Raw genomic sequence first — 17,071 nt, forward strand, 5'->3', positions numbered from 1 at the left:
TTTAGTTTGTAATTGGATGATAAGGAAAAACCAGAATATTAGGTTCCCCACCTCTGGCTTCATTGGAGATGTACATATTTCCATCTGGGTCAAATGTCATCCCTTCTGGCTGCTTAAATATTTCGGGATTAAGTCGATAAACGGCTATAGGCTTAAAGTTCAAATCAGTAATCAACAACCACTTATCAGTTGAGGAGAGCACATAGAATTGCTTTTCTATGGGATGTAGCGCTACCGCCGCTGGCTTAATCTCCAAAGGCTCTTTGTCTTTAATCGTAAAGTGTTTTTGGATTTCATCCCTTTTCAAAGTAGTGAAAGAAACTGATTCGTATTGCTTCGAAGCCAAATCAAAGCGAAAAACGGAAGCTTCTTCTGCTCCTTTGTCCCATTTACAGGATTTACAAAACACATACAGATAGTCGCCATTTTCAGATACCACCATTGCCTCAAGGTCTCTTTTTTTATCAATTGGAAAATCGTGTTTGATAGTCTTTGCATTTTTGGTCAGGGGGGAACTGACTTCATAGAGGGTTCCATCGCTTTGCAGCACCCATGCCACCTTGTTTATCCATGCAATGTCTTCTATGTCATTGTTTTTTGCAAATTTTTGCTGGTCCAGGATTTTACCTGTATCGGGAGCCAGGCTATAAATTATTGAGGATTCATCCTCTATAGCCAAAAGTTGCTCTTTCCCTACCCATTCAAGCCCTGAGATTTCTTCCATTTTATCCTGCAATACAATCTTTTGGTAATCGTTAAGATTATAAGCTGCTGGAAAAGGTTCGTTTTCCAGCTTTTGTGCACTGGGCTTGCATTGGAAATTTACAAAAATAAGAAAGGTTAAAATCTGTGAAAAATGCATCGTTATTAATTGTAATTAATTACCTTGAAAATAGTATGTTCAAAATTAGCAAATAGCAGTGGATAAGCAATTAGAGAAATTTGAACTTTGGATCAGGAAAATGTTTGAAAACCGCCAAAAATCGGAGGTTTGCTACCATAACATGGACCATTCATTGCAGATAGTTAAGAAAGTCGCCGAGATTGGGGAATACTATAAGTTAGGTACGCAGGAGAAGGAAGATTTGTTTTTTGCAGGCTGGATGCATGACATCGGGTATTGGGAAGGAAAAGGTGAGGGACATGAACTGAAAGGCTCAGAAATGGCACAGGATTACCTTATCGAATTGGGCCTTAGTCAGGAAAGGGTGGACCGCATAAAATCCTTAATCCTGGCAACAAAAATCCCACAAAACCCACAAAACCTCTTGGAAGAGATCATTTGTGATGCAGATCTATATCATTTAAGTTCTGAACATTTCTTTGAACAGACGCTCTTGCTAAAGAAGGAAAAGGCAAATCTTGACTGTGAAAAAAAATCTTTAATTGACTGGCTAAAAGAAAGCCGGCTTTTTATGCTGGCTCATCATTACCATACCGATTACGCCAAAACCAATTTTCAACCAGGAAAAGAAGCAAACCTGAAGCTGATTGAGTTGAGAATCAAAGAGGCAGAAGAGGCCTCAAAAGCTGGAACTGGAGGCAAGAAGAAAGACAAAAACAAAAAAAAATCAGAAAGAGGCATAGAAACAATGTTTCGGATTACCTCAAAAAATCATTTGGCACTTTCCGCTTTGGCTGACAACAAAGCCAATATCATGATCTCTGTCAATTCGATTATTATCTCCATAGTAGTAGCCCTTTTCATTCGGATAATCGAAGAATTTCCCTATTATTTGGTTCCTACGCTTATGTTGATCATTACCTGTCTTATTGCCATGGTGTTTGCCATTTTGGCTACCCGGCCCAATGTAACCAATGGCATCGTCACCAAAGAAGACATTCGAAAAAAGAAAGGCAACCTACTCTATTTTGGCAATTTCCATGAGATGACCTATCCCGATTACAAAGAAGGAATGCATGTCTTGATGGAGGATGGTACCTACCTCTATGACAGCATGATTACAGACATCTATAACTTAGGAATTGTCCTATCCAAAAAGTATGTCTTGCTCAGGAAATGCTACAATATCTTTATGTTTGGTTTTGTAATGTCCGTCATCTCTTTCCTAATCGCCACCTACATTTTTGATCCGATAGCGAATTAATTTCTGATTTTTCTGGACATGCTACCGACAGAATCCATCTGCCCAAAACCCTTACCACAAAACAGAATAAAACCAGGCACAAGACACTTAGTCCTACAATTGAATCATTAAAAGATTCTTTTAAAACCAATGGACTACGAAAAAGAGCTTAGAAATCGTTTCGAAGAAAAATATTCTGTCTATACTCAGTCCAGAAATTTATCTAAAAGGAAGCGTCCATTACCAAAGAAATTCCTAAGTTTTAAAATCAGATTCGAAGACATTGAAAAATGTAAAGTAAGATAATGAAGCTAAATTGCGTGATTTTGTCAGCATTGTTGCAGATAAAAAGCAACAATGCCGCCAAATTCCGGTGTTCGTATTTCACTTTTTCATGGGTTAAAACCCCATAGCCGTCAAGTTAACGGTTTAAATCATTGACAATGAGCTAATTAAATAAAACCGTAGATCCCCCTTGGGATCTTTGTTCCTTTTTTTCATATCAATTGGTATTTTTTTTATTAATTCAGAAAAATGCAATCCCCACTGATCCCTCTGTTTTTCCTAGTTAAATATACATATAATTTCCATCTAAAAGACCAAAAATCAAAGAAAATTACCAGTAAAATTTAGAGTTTTAGCGGAAAAATTTAATTTATCTTTCAACCCGGATATTATTGACTGTCTTGCCAAGGAAACAGGTTTTTCCAAAAGAAAATCCAAACTTAAGCCCCACCTGTTTTTCGAGAGCCTGATGTTTTCCCATCATTTAGGAAAATCTTTCAGCCTCATGGATGTGTGTTCGGATCTTATGGAGGAATACGAGCTGGGGATCACAAAACAGGCAATTGATGACAGGTTCAATGACCGAGCCGTACTTTTCTTCCGCCGGATACTAGACCGGCTACTTTCCGCCGAATTTAATACTTGTAAAGATTTTGGGGGGTTGCTTTCCCGTTTCAACAGGGTGAGGATAAAAGATTCAACGAAGTTTCCTCTTCCAAAAGCCTTTACCCATAAATACAAGGGACACGGGGGCGGTGGCAACGGGGGCAAGTCCGACAATTGCGAGTCCCTGATCAGCGTCCAGTACGAATATGACATGCTCAGCGGAGAAACAATGGATCTCAGGCTGACCGACGGGCTTAAAAACGACCTGTCGGATTCCAGAGATTTTACTGATGACATCCGCGAGAACGACCTTTTCATCAGGGATCTTGGCTATTGTAGCCTCCCTTACCTAGAAAAAATTGCCGAGGGAGGGGCCTTTTTCCTCAACAGACTTCCCGCCAAGACTGTAGTATATACCGCCGAAGACGGGTGCGAACAAATGGATTTCAAGAATTTATATGCGATAATGAAAAAACGCAATTTATCACACATGGAACTGAACGTGTTGGTGGGTAAAAAAGCCAAACTTCCCTGCCGGCTTGTCATCATGCCTGTCGATAATGCAACCTATGAAAAGAGGATAAGAAAGGCAACAGAAAAGGGTATGGATATTCCGGACTATGTTGACCCCCTTAAGCAGTGATCCAGAAAGGGATGTTTTAATGTGACATTCTGGCGGATACTGACCCCTTTATTTTAGAATAGCGTCAAAGTTTAGCTCTTGAATTAAAATAAAACGGAGCATATTGACCCCTATTTGTAGCTTCTGTTTGTTAAAAAACGGAGCATGTTGACCCCTTGGATTTAGGTTTTATTAATTAGTAGTCTAAACTACTAATTAATACTGATTATGGCAGGTAAACCTAAAAGAATGAGTCAGGTAAAGCAAATACTACAACTACACAATCAAGGTTATGGGAATAAGACCATTGCCCGGGATTTGGGTATCAGCAAGAATACCGTCAAAAGTTATCTTGAAAAATACCGCAAGTCTAAAATAAGGCTTTCCACCTTGTTGAAAATGGAGGATCACGCTCTTGAAAAAGTGTTCCACCCAGGAAATCCCGCATATAAAGACAATCGATTTGAAGTGTTAAAAAGCAGATTGGACGGGTATGTAGAAGAGCTCAAAAAAACCGGAGTAACCAAGCAGCTTTTATGGGAAGAATACCGAATGTCTCAGCCCACAGGATACAGCCTGAGCCAATTCAGCTATCACTTGTCCCAGCATGTTAAGGTCAAGAGTCCGTCCATGGTTTTAACTCACCAACCGGGTGAGAAGTTATTTGTTGACTTTGCAGGTAAGCCACTTTCATACATAGACCAAAGTACAGGAGAGATAATGAATTGTCAGGTGTTTGTTGCCTGTCTTCCCTATTCAGATTACGGCTTCTGCTTGGCTGTTCCCAGTCAGCGCATCGATGATTTTATTTATTCACTTACCTGCTGTTTGGAAAGCCTTGGAGGTGTACCTAAGGTACTGGTGCCGGATAATCTGAAATCTGCGGTTATAAAGGCCAATAAATATGAACCTACTCTTAATCGTGTTCTTGAGGATTTTGCTAACCACTACAACATGGCAGTGGTTCCTGCACGTGCAAGAAAACCAAAAGACAAGGCGCTGGTAGAAAATCAGGTCAAGCTTATCTACAATCGGGTTTATGCACGTATCCGGCAACAACAGTTTTTCTCCTTGCAACAACTTAATGATGCCATTAAGCACCATATGCTCAATCACAACCAAACTCGCATGCAAAGGCGTGATTACTGTAGAGAAGAACACTTCCTGTCTAACGAAAAACCTTTGCTTAAGGAACTGCCCACAAAATCTTTTGAGATCAAGTACTACAAAGAGTACAAGCTTGCACCGAACAACCATATCTACCTGAGTGAGGACAAGCATTATTACAGTGCTCCTTATCAATATATCGGGCAAAAACTAAAAGTAGTGTACACGCGTTCTTTGGTGCGTATTTTTCATCAGCATGACTTGATAGCTGTACACAAACGAAAATCAGGTATTGGCAGGTATACGACCAATAAAGAGCACTTGTGCTCGACCCATCAACACTACCTGAACCGCAGTCCTGAATATTACAAGAAGCAAGCAGGGAAGCTATCGAAAACCTTGGAGGAGCTTGTGGAGCTCGTCTTTGCCCAAAACAGATACCCGGAACAGCTCTATAAAAGCTGTGATGGGCTGTTCAGCCTGTATAAAAGCACATCTCTGAAAACCTTTGAAAAAGCATGTCAAATGGCTATTGATTACCAAAATTACAGTTACCTATTTGTCCAGAACGTTATCAAAAATAAAACAACCGAATATGTAGAAGAACAACCCAAGAAGAAATTGCCGGAACACCACAATATCAGAGGAAAAGAATATTACGATAATCAATTATCACTTAAACTAAAATACGATGGAGAACATTGAGAATCAACTCTCACAATTACGCTTGTATGGGTTTAAATCAAGCTGGAGTGCGCTTATGGAGACAAGAAGGTCAAGCGAGCTCTCGCTCAATGAAGGCCTGGAGATACTCTTGCAGGCAGAACTTCAGGACAGAGCTAACCGCCGTTTTGAAAGATTACGAAAAACCGCCAAATTTAGGTATCAGGCCTCACTGGAAGAATTAAAATACGATAACTCTCGAGGCCTGGACAAAGGACTTATAGCTTCTTTGGCTACAGGCAGTTATATAAACAACGGAGAGTCTGTATTGATAACAGGGTCCACCGGATGTGGAAAAAGCTTTACAGCCTCAGCATTGGGACATCATGCTTGTGCACAGGGGTACAAGGTAGCCTATTTCAATGTTCAGAAACTCATGCAACATACAAAAATGGCGCGTTTGGAAGGAACCATATATCAACTCTTAAACAAAATATCCAAGACCAGTTTGCTTGTCCTGGACGATTTTGGGCTGACCCATCTGGAAAAACAACACCAAATGGATCTAATGGAAATAATAGAGGACAGGCATGCCAGAACAGCTACAATAATAGTCAGTCAATTACCGGTAGGAAGTTGGTTTGATATTATAGGTGAAGCCACTATTGCAGATGCAATTTTGGATCGATTGGTGCATACCTCTCACAGAATCGAACTCAAAGGGGAGAGTCTTAGAAAATTAATGTAATTTTGTCATAGTAGCCTTTTTTAGTTACCAAAATCCAAGGGGGGTCAATATCACCGTTGGAGGGGTCAACATCACCGGTATTTCCAAGGGTTTCATCCTCGTATAATAACATTGCTAAATATTACGATTTACCATCACTAGCCAGCTTATATAAAATAAAAGCACATTGACCGGGACAATAATAACCGTGGTTTTTACTCTGGAATCGAGAACTGTCGGCTTCAATCGCAACCCTGGAAGGGTTGAATATTGCCTTTCAGGATCTTTCTCTTTTAGGACACAATCAATTGCCTAGCTGCGCCACGCGATAAAGTCGAACATCATTGTTTTTTCCTTTCAAATGAATGGTACCAACATCATCAATCTGATAATCCTTTTTATTCGTAACAAGTTGGTAAAGGGATTCAGGTATTAACAATTGAGCATCCAAATCATTACACTTTTCTTGTATTCTGGCAGCTGTATTCAAGGTGTCCCCATGATAAGTTATTTCTCGTTTTATGTCCCCAACCTCTGTAATGATCACTGGACCGATATTGGCGCCTGCTTTGAAGAAGGGGACAATGCCGTATTCTTTTTGATAATAGTCGGCTTTTTTCTTTAGTTGGTCGGTAAAGGCGAAAAATGCCTTTAAGAAATTATCGTTTCTGAGTCCCTTTTTTGGAGACCAACTCACCACTACCTCATCACCTACGTATTGATAAATATCTGCACGGTATCGGTCTACAATTGCAAAATCTTGAAAACAGTTCTGCAACAATCTACTGTATTCAAGATGTCCTATTTTTTCTGCAATGGTAGTGGAGCTCTGCAAATCAATAAACATAAAAATCCGTTCTTCTTCCCGGGGCTTAAAGAACTTCCCACTGAGCATTTTCCATAAATTTCCCGGTCCCAGTTTTCGGTCAATCTCTATCAATACCTTGGAGAGGCCTACAGCCACTATGAGGTGAACAATCAAAAACATGTTTTCGGAAGGTTCACTCGAACTTACAGGTCCATCGTAAATCCACGGCACTGTATAAACATAAATGAAGTCTAAAATTTGAACAATTAAAATAATCATGAGGGCCTGAGATGGAATACCAATGCTTAAGGCAATTTTCGGAGAAGTGTTTTTTAATAGTTTTTTAAGAATCAGCACATCAAAAATGCTAGATAAAAGTGCAAGACCAAAAGAACCTAAAAAAATCATCATGAAAACAAATTTCAAAATGTTTAATAAATCGATGGCGTTTGTTCCCAATGGTTCTATACGGTACATTTCAGAGAAATAAAACCTACTGTAGGCGGACAAAGCCATGAAAATTACGCCCAACAGAAAGTAAATTTTAAAATTTCGAATGATTTCTCTAGACAGCATTTAAAAATTGTATTTGCTTATTAATTCAAACATTTTCTCTTGAGATCCAATGGTCTCCCCCCCTTCAATAAACTGATTTTCTTTTTTACATGCCACATATCTTCCTTTTTTATTGTCTTGGAGTTGGGCATCAAGTTCGGCTAGCAGAAGTGCCTTGGCCTTTTCCTGAACTACCGGAAAAGCTACTTCTATACGTTTCGATAAATTCCTGGTCATCCAATCAGCAGATGCCAAATAAACTTTTGAGGCACCATCATTATGAAAATGATAGATTCGTGTGTGTTCCAGGAATCGATCTATTATACTCACCACTTTGATGTTTTTCTCTTGCAAGTCCGTTTGTGGATGGTAGCAACAAATGCCACGGACAATTAGGTCAATTTCAACGCCCTCATCAGCAGCATGCCTAAGCTTATCGATCATAAGGGTATCCTCTAAGCTGTTTAGCTTAATGGTTAATTTACCCTTTTTTCCTTTTTTAACGAAGCTTATTTCATTTTCTATTAAGTGTTCAATCGAACTTCTTAAATTAAAAGGCGCAACCAATAGGCTTTCAAATTTGGGTTTGTAGGAATTGTCCTTGAGAAAGGCGAAAACCTCATCAAGGTCTTTTGTGTAATTGCTTTGTGTGGTGAGCAAGGCATGGTCTCCATAAATTTCGGCAGTTTTTTCGTTAAAATTGCCTGTGCCCATGTAGGCATAAGTCTTGATTCCATTGCCTTCTCTTCTCTTTATTGTACAGATTTTGGCATGCACTTTTAATTCATTTATGCCGTATTTTACTGTAACACCAGCCTTTCTAAGGCGTTCTCCCCAATAGATGTTGGACTTCTCATCAAACCTGGCCTGTGCTTCATCCAATACAAATACTTTCTTGCCGCTTTTGGCTGCTGCTTCAAGTGCCAGGCAAACCGCTGAGGTCTTTGCCACCCTGTAGAGGGTGATGTTAATTTCCTCAACAGCCTTGTCTTCTGCCGCCAGTTTCAAAAAGTCCGTTACGTATACATAACTTTGGTAAGGGAAGCTTAGGAAAATGGCTTCCTTATTTATCTCTGCGAACCAATCCGAAGAATGATCGAGCCTTGGGGAAGGAATTTTAGGGATTTCTGGGTATAACAAGTGTTTTTCCGAGACAGGAAAACCAAAGAAATCATAAAAATTATGATAGCGACCTCCAGGAATTAATCCAGACATGTCCACCTCTATTTTCTTTCTTAATGTATCGATGTATTTGAAAGGGATGTTTTCATCAAAAAGTAAGCGAGAAGGAAGACCTGTATCCCTGTTAACAATGCTTTTTTCTATTTTTGATACAATATCCTCCTCTTCGTCATCCATGTACAATTCAGCGTCCCTTGAGATTTTCACGGCAAATATTTCGGATTTTTCACCCAAGAACTTTTCCGCATTACTTCTAAAAATATCATCTAACTGTACGATACGTTTCTCCTTGTCCGAGGTAGAGACATCAATAAACCTTCCAAAGGTGTTATAGTCTAGTTCAATGAGAAACTGGCGCTCTTTGGTGACGGCGTAAAGATAGACCGTTAGATTTTTAAGTTGGAGTTTTACCTTTTCCGTTATGTCGTGGGTGATGAAATTTCCTTTTAAGATAGTATCATAAAAGTCTCCCATCTTGTTTTTGTCTTCCTTAGAGAAATGGGTTGTCAATAGCTTAATCCCTTCTTTTGAAAGGCCTGGAAGTATTTTTGAATAAAAAACCTTACCCATACGTTCCTGCTGTGAACTTACCACTTGGTTTATTCTCTGGAGAAGGAAGGAAGGTCGATATCCGTATTTATTTTTTAGATCGCCCTGAAATTGTTGGGCGAATCGATGACTCGCAACTCTTACCCTATAAAATTCTTCCAGGTTGGAGGAATAGATGGCAATAAAATTCAATCGTTCCATCAGCGGGCTTTCTTCATTTTCCGCTTCTTGAAGGATGCGTTCGTTAAAAGACAACCAATTTAAATCCCGATCTGTGTAATTCATGGAATAGTATATTTACTTAAATATAAGGCTTTGAGGAACACTAACTCCATAAGTCAATAAATTACTTTTGTTCGCTTCCTAATAGGTAAGGACTATATCAAAAGGAATTTAATATAAAATCTCTTTATTCAATACAGATTTGAGAGGGAGCGAATACGAAAAATCCTTGCTTCGAGTCTGAGAAGGGACGGGTGGCTAGGAATTTCTTTAAATCGTAAACCTGTTAATTTCCAGCAGCTGCGGACTCTTTTTTTCTGGTAATGTCTTTTATAATGGCCTTGGCATGAGAGATGGTATTTTCTATAAAAAACTCTCTGGTGTTAAGCCCACCGCAAACTACTCCTGCAAGGTAAAGTCCTGGTACATTCGACTCCTGGCTAATGTCATCAAAGCATGGCTGTCTTTTTTCATCCAAACTTAGCTTGACGCCCAGCTGGTCCAGCAATTCAAAATTGGGTTTATAACCCGTCATTGCCAGTACAAAGTCATTTTCTATGGTTACCTCTCCCTCAGGGGTATTCAGTACCACTTCTTTTTCCCTTATTTCCTTAATGCTGGAATTGTAATAGCCTTTTATCGATCCTTCTTTGATTCTGTTTTCGATGTCAGGTAAAACCCAGTATTTTACCGTTTGGTCGATTTCAGGTTTCATGACCACCATGCTTACCTCAGCTCCCTTTCTCCAGGTCTCAAGGGCAACATCCACAGCTGAATTGCCTCCGCCTATCACGACAATTTTCTGCCCTATATAAGGCCAGGGTTCTTTGTAGTAATGCGAAACTTTGGGTAAATCTTCACCCGGAACATTCATGGTATTGGGCAGGTCATAGAAGCCTGTGGCCAGGACAAGCTTTTCGGCCAGGTAATCCCCTTTGGAGGTATGTACCAAAAATCCACCTTCCTGTTTTTCTAAGGTATTTACTTTTTCGTAAAGGTTGATGTTGAGTTGGTAATGTTTGACTATTCTCCTATAATATTCCAGGGCTTCAGGCCTCGTTGGTTTATTAGTGATAGACATAAAAGGAATATCTGCCATCTCCAACTTCTCAGAGGTGGAAAAAAAAGTCATGTTGACTGGATAGTTAAAAATCGAATTGGTCAGCACACCTTTCTCTATTATCAGATAGTCGATGCCTTCTTTTTTCGCTTCTATGCCACAGGCCAGGCCAATGGGGCCGGCTCCTATTATCAGTAATTCCAACTTTTTCATAAGTTATTAAGCATGAATTGTGCTTTAGAGTTCCTTGAAACCCCGATTATGTATTGGAATTGCTGGGGAGCTCTCAGGAACTGGTGAAATTAAAAGAAAATTAGCTTAATTGGAGGATAGGACAAAGTTTTTGAGGAGATTTTAACTGGAGATGAAAAGGGGATAGATTGTGAGCTTATGGCTCAAGGCCTTCTAGTCGATTGTATTTCGAAGCACTTTCCTGTCCACCGAAACCAAGGTTGGCTACGAAGCGAAAGCCTTGCTGGAAGAAGTTCACCCGTCATAAGCTATATTCGTTATTGGCGTTTCGTTTTATTATTCTTTTTCAGTTTTCTCAGTTTTCAACTTTTTCGCTACAAAGTCATAGTTGGTTAAAAGCAAGAATCCAATTATTAAATTCAGTCCGCTCACTGCCCAATTAAATTTGTCATGCGAGTTATATTCAAGTCTGACAATGTCTCCCTTAAATGCAAAAAATGAATGACTTAAAAATGCTGGAATATTATCTAAAAATAAAAGTCCACCTATAACAAAAGTTCCGATTTTGATTATATCGGTAGGTTTCAAGTTTCCAATTTCTATTTTTTCATCATCAAAACCTTTGTCAAGTTTTAATAGTCGAACAACCTTGTTCGCTTTAAATATCAAGACTACAAAAAGTCCAACTAAAACAAATATTGTCACCGCAATCCATATAATCGAAAGTGCGTCAATGTCCATCATTGCAAATGAAATGTTGCTCGGTAAAACCGAAAATAGTGAAGTCACGACTGAGAAAAGTCCGAACACTTTTATTAGCAGAATGAAAAAGTCTCTTTTTGTCATTTAGTTTCTAGTGGTTTAAATGCTGTAGTCGGTAATTGTATATACCCACGTTTTACCTCGGATTTGCTTAATATACGAAATATGTGCCTAGCACCTTCTGCTTATTTTCTATTGTCAAATTAAGGATTTCGTTCAATATATCTAGTGAGGAGACCCTGTTTTTGTTGGAAAGGGTCAAAAAATGGTCTTGCATTTAATGTTTATAAGTGGATAGTTTTAGCTAAAATCAGTGGTTTTTCAATCTCTCGACGCTTAAAAAGCAAAAATGGAAAAACCATTCCCCATTGTATCCCTAATAAACAGGACTCTTGAAATAAATCATTGACCTGTACCCTGAGCTTGTCGAAGGGAACAGGGTGGCCAGACCAGGATTTTCTAGACATTAGAATGCTTGGTAGTAGTGATTTAAACTATTGCCAAGTCATCATTACTTAATTTCAGTTTAGGATTGTCTAATTTTTTAATTGTTGTTATAATTTTTACTCTATCAGAATGTGGTAAAAAAGTCGGAACCAAATCGGTTAAGTCAATTTTCAAAATTTGGTTAATAACAATCAAATCTTTTAAGGAAAAAGGACTAACTCCATTAATCAATTCAGACATATAAGATTTACTTTGGTGTCCTAAAACTTTTCCAAAGTCTTGTTGTGTTAGATTTAAGCTCTTCAGTTTTTTTCGGATAAGCTCTTTTCTTCGCTGAATAAATAACCGTTCTTTTTCGGCAATCAATTCTGCAACATCACTTTCACTTAGTTTTTTGTCAGAAATATTAGAATTTGTGCTCCAATTTTGATTTTCATACTGCTCAATTAAATCTCTTAATTTTTTTCTAACGGATTTGAATTTCGGATTTTCCTTCGAAAGAACACGCAATTTCCTATCTGCAATCATTGCTCTTTCAAAATCCAATTCATTTCGGATTTTTCCATTTTCAATTAGTTCTGATATGTCTAATTGTGTTTTCATAAGCTTATTTTTTTAAATCCAATCATTAGACTTTAACCACTTTCTAATAGTATTTCTATTATTTTTAAAGGTCGTTTCATATTCTTGATGTGTCCCAACCCAAACAGCAGTAGCTTCATTGTCATCAAACTCAATTAATATCATTGTTCTGTGAATATTGATGTTGAAAAAGTAAAATCCATCACTATGGACGTTGTCCGCATCTATTCTTGTTTTATTCAGTTCAGTAGGATTCTTCCAATTATTGTCGTTAATATCCTTAATGAGTTGGTCGATGGCTTTTATCAAAGGAATATTTCCTTTGTTTTTTCTTTTAAACTTTTCTAATAATTTCTTATTGGTCAGTCTCATTTGCGATTGCAAATATATAAAAAGTTCGGGAAAAAACAGAACTATGTGAGTTTTCTTTTACCCGGATTATGAAATAGGATTCGTGATAGCCTGTCCCGTGTTTACGGGAAGTGTTGCAATCGCAAGAAAATCAGGCTGTTTGGTGATTTTAGCATAGCACCGCTATGGTGAAATTGAAAACAGCAACGAAGTGGCTGATTTTAAAGCGATTTCAGCACGTAATAGATTGTCTATTGCATATTTCGGGTTTAATTACGCCCATCGGAGTGTCTTTTAAACGCAATCTAGGGAAAATAACTCGTGATTTTAGGGGTTCAGATTGCGATTAAAAGATTGGTAGACAAAGCTTCTCTCTGTTTATGGGCATTTATCTCTTTTGGTTTTACCTTTTAATACTATCTGGATTTCAAATCCATCTTTATCAACTTGGAAATAGAACGTTCTTTGTAATGGATTTAGCTGCTACTTCGCTATAAAAACACTTTCATTGACTTCTCTTTCCGGTATGGTCCTTACTTCTTTGATAGAAACGGTGCCATCATAGCCCCAACATAAGGCAGTAGTATTGACCGTTCCATAGTAATCTTCTACCCTAATAAACTGGGAAGAAATGGTTTGTTCCATTTCTATGGGAATGCCGGTATTGGGAAGTAATGCTATAGGTGCTTTTTCCTTTGATTGTAATAATTGTAATAATTCTTCCAGGTTAGGGGTTTTTTGTTCTAAGAGGTTTTTAAGATCGGCTTTGGCAGATGCTACTTTTGGCCAAGGGGTGTTCAGAAAGGCGTTGGAAAGGCCGTGGATGCCAGAAGACACCTTTTGTATCTCTCCACCATTATTGGAAAATACCATCAATTCCTCTTTTTCGGCCACCAATAAGTTGAAGCCATTGTAGTCCTTTTTAATTTTTTCTATTTGAGTCAGATAAGCCTCAGGAGATAAATTTCCATTTAAAAAGCCCGTAACCAGTTCACCCCTGGTTCTGCTTAAGGGCTTCTCGTTTTTAGGATCTCTGAAATTGGTTAAAGCAGCGAATTTACCATTGGGATGGAAGCCCAGCCATGTGCCTCCCCCTTTTAAGTCCTTCCCAGCAAAGATGCCATTGTCCCATTGATGGAGGCCTTTGGTAGGTCGGTCAAAATACTCATCCCTGTTTGCGACTAAAATTAGTTTGTATTCGGGATGCTGGTTCCAGCTAAATGATAATAAGCACATTTCGTAAAATTACGCAGCTACTTCAGAATCAAAAACCCTTACCCTGGAAATTTTCGATTATTATTTTTATACGATAATTATCGTAGTATGATTTGGAATTACGAAATTTGTCGTATATATTTGATACGAAATAAATCGTAGTACAAATGGTAGACAAACCAACAGCAGCAGAACTAGAAGTATTGGCCGTTTTATGGGACATAGAACAGGGCAGTGTGCGGCAAGTGCATGAGAAATTGTCTCAGACCAAGGAAACCGGGTATACGACAACCCTCAAAATCATGCAAAACATGTTTGCCAAAGGCCTGGTTTCGAGAGACGAGGAGAAAAGAAGCCATGTTTATAAAGCGGCTATTTCTCAAGAAGACACCCAACAGTCCTTGGTCAAAAGTTTTATAGGCAAGGCTTTTGGTGGATCGGCCAAAAAACTGGTCATGCAAGCCCTGGGACAAAGTGAGCCCTCAAGGGAGGAAATTAAAGAAATTCGCGCTTTTTTGGACAAGATAGAAAATGATTCCCAATGAATATTGACTGGATAGCTTATTCTGTACTGGAAGCGCTAGGTTGGGCGCTCGTCCATTCCCTTTGGCAATTGTCTCTAATAGCTGCCGTAATTTGGGGAATCTTTCAAATTGAAGCTTTCAAAAGTCCTCAAAGGAGATATTTGATAGGTTTGGGAGCTTTGTTTGGTGCATTTTGCCTGTTTGTAGGCACCTTTGTTTATGAATATAGCCAAAATATTCTCCCTGTCAGTCAGGAAATCTCCCTTCCTTTAAGTGCTATAGATAATGGTATGTCACCTGTGGAGGCATTTGTTTTTTCCGAGGCCTTATCGGATAAAATCGAACAAGTTTTACCCTACATGGTATATTTCTGGTTAATAGGAGTGGTATTTTACTTCTTCAGACATGCAGGAAATTATGCGGCCTTACAACAATTAAAGGCTCGTGCTGACGAAGATATGCCTCAAAATATCATCAAGACGGCCCAAAAAATCAAGCAGCAACTAGGTATTCGATTTGGCGTTGATTTTAAGTTGAGTGCAGAAATTACCGTACCATTGGCTTATGGTGTATTAAAGCCGGTTGTATTGATTCCTGTTGGTCTAATTGTGCAATTGTCTCCGGTACAGTTGGAAGCGATAATTGCCCATGAACTGGCGCACATTCGCAGACATGATTTCGTTATCAATCTTGGCCAATCGGCATTGGAGATCATTTTCTTTTACCACCCGGCTTTCTGGTGGATAAATTTGTTGGTAAAAGAAGCCAGAGAACACATAGCAGATGACATGGCCATTCAGGCTGGAGTCAAGTCCATTGATTTAGCGAATGCATTGGCCATTATCGCCAATCAGGCTACCGAACAATCACCAGAGATGGCAATGGCAGCTCATAGTTCAAAGTTTCCCTTATTAAATCGAATCAAACGGATGTTAGGCAAAGAACCAGCCCAATTTTCCTATTCACCTTTAATCACAAAGACCATGTTACTTACCCTAATGTTTAGTGCCATTCTATTAATTGGCAATGCCAATGAGGTTAAAAAAACTCAGGAAGGCTGGGTTTCCACAACCTTGGAATCAAAATTTGATGAGAAAACTTACTTTTTGATGGATACCTTGCCTCAGTCCATTGAGGTGGAAGATACTGTGATTGTGATCAATAAAAATGTAGATTTAGACGTTGATTATGAAGTTACAGAAGATGTAGAGGTGGTCATTCATTCGAATAATAATGTGACAACGAGTATTCGCTCAGGGGTTTCGGATAGTTTGCCCTTGCCACAACAACCGCCAGTGTTGAACCTCAGTCCGGTCCCGGTTGCTAATATTAATCCTCCGGTGTTTAATGATAGCTTGATTCATTATACCCAAAACATCATGAGTGGTTTTGGAGACAGTATCCAAGTTTTTGCTAGAAATATAGTGATGCTGAAGGGTGATACTTCTGTATTGTCGCAAAGCCAAAGGGAGGATCTTGAAGCAAAATTGGAGGCTCTTCAGTTGAAAATGGCTGTTGCTCAGAAAGAATTGGAACAAAAAATGAAGGTCTGGGAGAAAGAATTTCAACCCAAAATGAAAGAATTTGAGCGCAAAATGGAGGCCTGGCAAAAGGAGAATGAACCCAAGCTGAAGGAGTTTGAAGAGAAAATGGAGCTTTGGGCAAAGGAACAGGCTGAAAAGCTGAAACTTTTGGAAAAGGAACTGGAATTGAAAGCGAAGGAAAACAAAGAACTACAAGAGTAATGCAGTCAGATAAAATTAATATTTACCCCAGACCAGAGACCTACAATCTAAGGCCTGGGGATTGTTTTTTGGAGACCATGTCTAAAATAAAAGCAGGGTAACTGCAACAGGATTCCGCAGTCATCCGGGGGTGGATCGGAGTATTCCTGGCGATTTCAAGGATTCTAGTTGCCGTAGGGAAACCAGAAATTTCCAGGGCAAAAGTATAATAGGTTGCTGCTTCGATTTGGAGTTCTGTATATTCGATTTGGTAACCCTGTTGTGGCCTTGTCAAGTTAGAAACGACCTTAAATTTCCCATCTAACTTTACCAGTATTCGTTTCTTTAAAATTTCTAGACCAGTAATCTTACCAGTAGCCTTCGGGAATTTATCCACTGCCCATTTGTCCCAGGCTTCAAATTTCCCAGGCAAGGGAAGGGCGAATTGGTGTGCTGTTTCCTTTTCCTGTCTTTGTTTTATTTCATAAATATCATTCCTTATTTTGAGTCCCAGATCTGGTCTTTCTGCAATTGGGAAGTAAATGTCTGTACGAATTTCAGGCTCATTTTTCTCAGCTGATATTTCCTTAACAAATGCCGATAGTTCTTTGACTGGAGAGGTGAAGAACCATCTGATTTCAAGCGTAGAATAAAGTGGTTTTTGTTGAATAAGTTCTGGAATATTCATAAGGTAAATTTGACTTCTAGTAGACTTTTTGGAAATGCTTACAAATGATTTCGAATATGTTTTATGAAGCATTTGTCATAGAAACAATCCTTTGAATGGCAGGGAAAAATGGT

Annotated in this window: 15 protein-coding genes; 6 read left to right on the forward strand and 9 right to left on the reverse strand. The window is 38.8% G+C overall.

Annotation, left to right across the window (positions count from 1 at the left end):
• Position 1 precedes the first annotated feature (1 nt).
• Complete coding sequence (locus AC0L7T_RS02955) at positions 2–862, reverse strand: SdiA-regulated domain-containing protein (RefSeq protein WP_473340980.1); 861 nt, start codon at positions 860–862, stop codon at positions 2–4.
• A 58-nt stretch (positions 863–920) separates the two neighbouring features.
• Here AC0L7T_RS02955 and AC0L7T_RS02960 point away from each other — a divergent pair, with 58 nt between their 5' ends.
• The 4 genes from AC0L7T_RS02960 (at position 921) to istB (ending at position 6,118) form a co-directional block, all read left to right on the forward strand.
• The gene (locus AC0L7T_RS02960; RefSeq protein WP_473340981.1) at positions 921–2,108 is read left to right on the forward strand and encodes a Pycsar system effector family protein; all 1,188 of its coding nucleotides are present in this window, start codon (positions 921–923) and stop codon (positions 2,106–2,108) included.
• A gap of 655 nt (positions 2,109–2,763) precedes the next feature.
• Positions 2,764–3,621 carry an IS4 family transposase gene (locus tag AC0L7T_RS02965; RefSeq protein WP_473343342.1) on the forward strand — a complete coding sequence of 286 codons (858 nt, stop codon included), beginning with the start codon at positions 2,764–2,766 and terminating at the stop codon, positions 3,619–3,621.
• Positions 3,622–3,828: 207 nt separating this feature from the next.
• The gene (istA, locus tag AC0L7T_RS02970) at positions 3,829–5,412 is read left to right on the forward strand and encodes an IS21 family transposase (protein ID WP_473340982.1); all 1,584 of its coding nucleotides are present in this window, start codon (positions 3,829–3,831) and stop codon (positions 5,410–5,412) included.
• Positions 5,399–6,118, forward strand: coding sequence for an IS21-like element helper ATPase IstB (istB, locus tag AC0L7T_RS02975; protein ID WP_473340888.1), 720 nt, complete (start codon positions 5,399–5,401; stop codon positions 6,116–6,118). The genes istA and istB overlap by 14 nt, the downstream gene beginning before the upstream one ends.
• Before the next feature lie 283 nt (positions 6,119–6,401).
• Here the strand turns inward: istB and AC0L7T_RS02980 are convergent, their stop codons facing one another.
• The 7 genes from AC0L7T_RS02980 to AC0L7T_RS03010 all read right to left on the reverse strand — a co-directional run bounded on the left by AC0L7T_RS02980 (position 6,402) and on the right by AC0L7T_RS03010 (position 14,043).
• Positions 6,402–7,436 carry an adenylate/guanylate cyclase domain-containing protein gene (locus AC0L7T_RS02980; RefSeq protein ID WP_473340983.1) on the reverse strand — a complete coding sequence of 345 codons (1,035 nt, stop codon included), beginning with the start codon at positions 7,434–7,436 and terminating at the stop codon, positions 6,402–6,404.
• Positions 7,437–7,481: 45 nt separating this feature from the next.
• Entirely contained in the window at positions 7,482–9,476 is a 1,995-nt protein-coding gene (gene ppk1, locus AC0L7T_RS02985; protein WP_473340984.1) for a polyphosphate kinase 1, read from the reverse strand.
• A 223-nt stretch (positions 9,477–9,699) separates the two neighbouring features.
• Complete coding sequence (locus AC0L7T_RS02990) at positions 9,700–10,686, reverse strand: YpdA family putative bacillithiol disulfide reductase (RefSeq protein ID WP_473340985.1); 987 nt, start codon at positions 10,684–10,686, stop codon at positions 9,700–9,702.
• Positions 10,687–11,001: 315 nt separating this feature from the next.
• Positions 11,002–11,511 (reverse strand): hypothetical protein, encoded by a 510-nt coding sequence (locus AC0L7T_RS02995; protein ID WP_473340986.1) that lies wholly within the window; start codon positions 11,509–11,511, stop codon positions 11,002–11,004.
• Between the two features lie 405 nt (positions 11,512–11,916).
• Complete coding sequence (locus tag AC0L7T_RS03000) at positions 11,917–12,477, reverse strand: helix-turn-helix domain-containing protein (protein ID WP_473340987.1); 561 nt, start codon at positions 12,475–12,477, stop codon at positions 11,917–11,919.
• A gap of 12 nt (positions 12,478–12,489) precedes the next feature.
• Positions 12,490–12,828, reverse strand: a complete 339-nt coding sequence (locus tag AC0L7T_RS03005) for a type II toxin-antitoxin system HigB family toxin (protein WP_473340988.1) — start codon at positions 12,826–12,828, stop codon at positions 12,490–12,492.
• Positions 12,829–13,290: 462 nt separating this feature from the next.
• A complete protein-coding gene (locus AC0L7T_RS03010) occupies positions 13,291–14,043 on the reverse strand; it encodes an NRDE family protein (RefSeq protein WP_473340989.1) in 753 nt (250 codons plus the stop codon).
• A gap of 146 nt (positions 14,044–14,189) precedes the next feature.
• On the opposite strand from AC0L7T_RS03010, the gene AC0L7T_RS03015 reads away from it, so the two are divergent.
• Together AC0L7T_RS03015 and AC0L7T_RS03020 are read left to right on the forward strand one after the other, a co-directional pair.
• Complete coding sequence (locus tag AC0L7T_RS03015) at positions 14,190–14,567, forward strand: BlaI/MecI/CopY family transcriptional regulator (protein ID WP_473340990.1); 378 nt, start codon at positions 14,190–14,192, stop codon at positions 14,565–14,567.
• Complete coding sequence (locus AC0L7T_RS03020; protein WP_473340991.1) at positions 14,564–16,291, forward strand: M56 family metallopeptidase; 1,728 nt, start codon at positions 14,564–14,566, stop codon at positions 16,289–16,291. The genes AC0L7T_RS03015 and AC0L7T_RS03020 overlap by 4 nt, the downstream gene beginning before the upstream one ends.
• 40 nt (positions 16,292–16,331) lie before the next feature.
• Here AC0L7T_RS03020 and AC0L7T_RS03025 read toward each other — a convergent pair whose 3' ends face one another.
• Positions 16,332–16,958, reverse strand: coding sequence for a hypothetical protein (locus tag AC0L7T_RS03025; protein ID WP_473340992.1), 627 nt, complete (start codon positions 16,956–16,958; stop codon positions 16,332–16,334).
• Positions 16,959–17,071 lie beyond the last annotated feature (113 nt).

It is taken from the genome of Cyclobacterium sp. 10D3-21, from assembly GCF_055809755.1.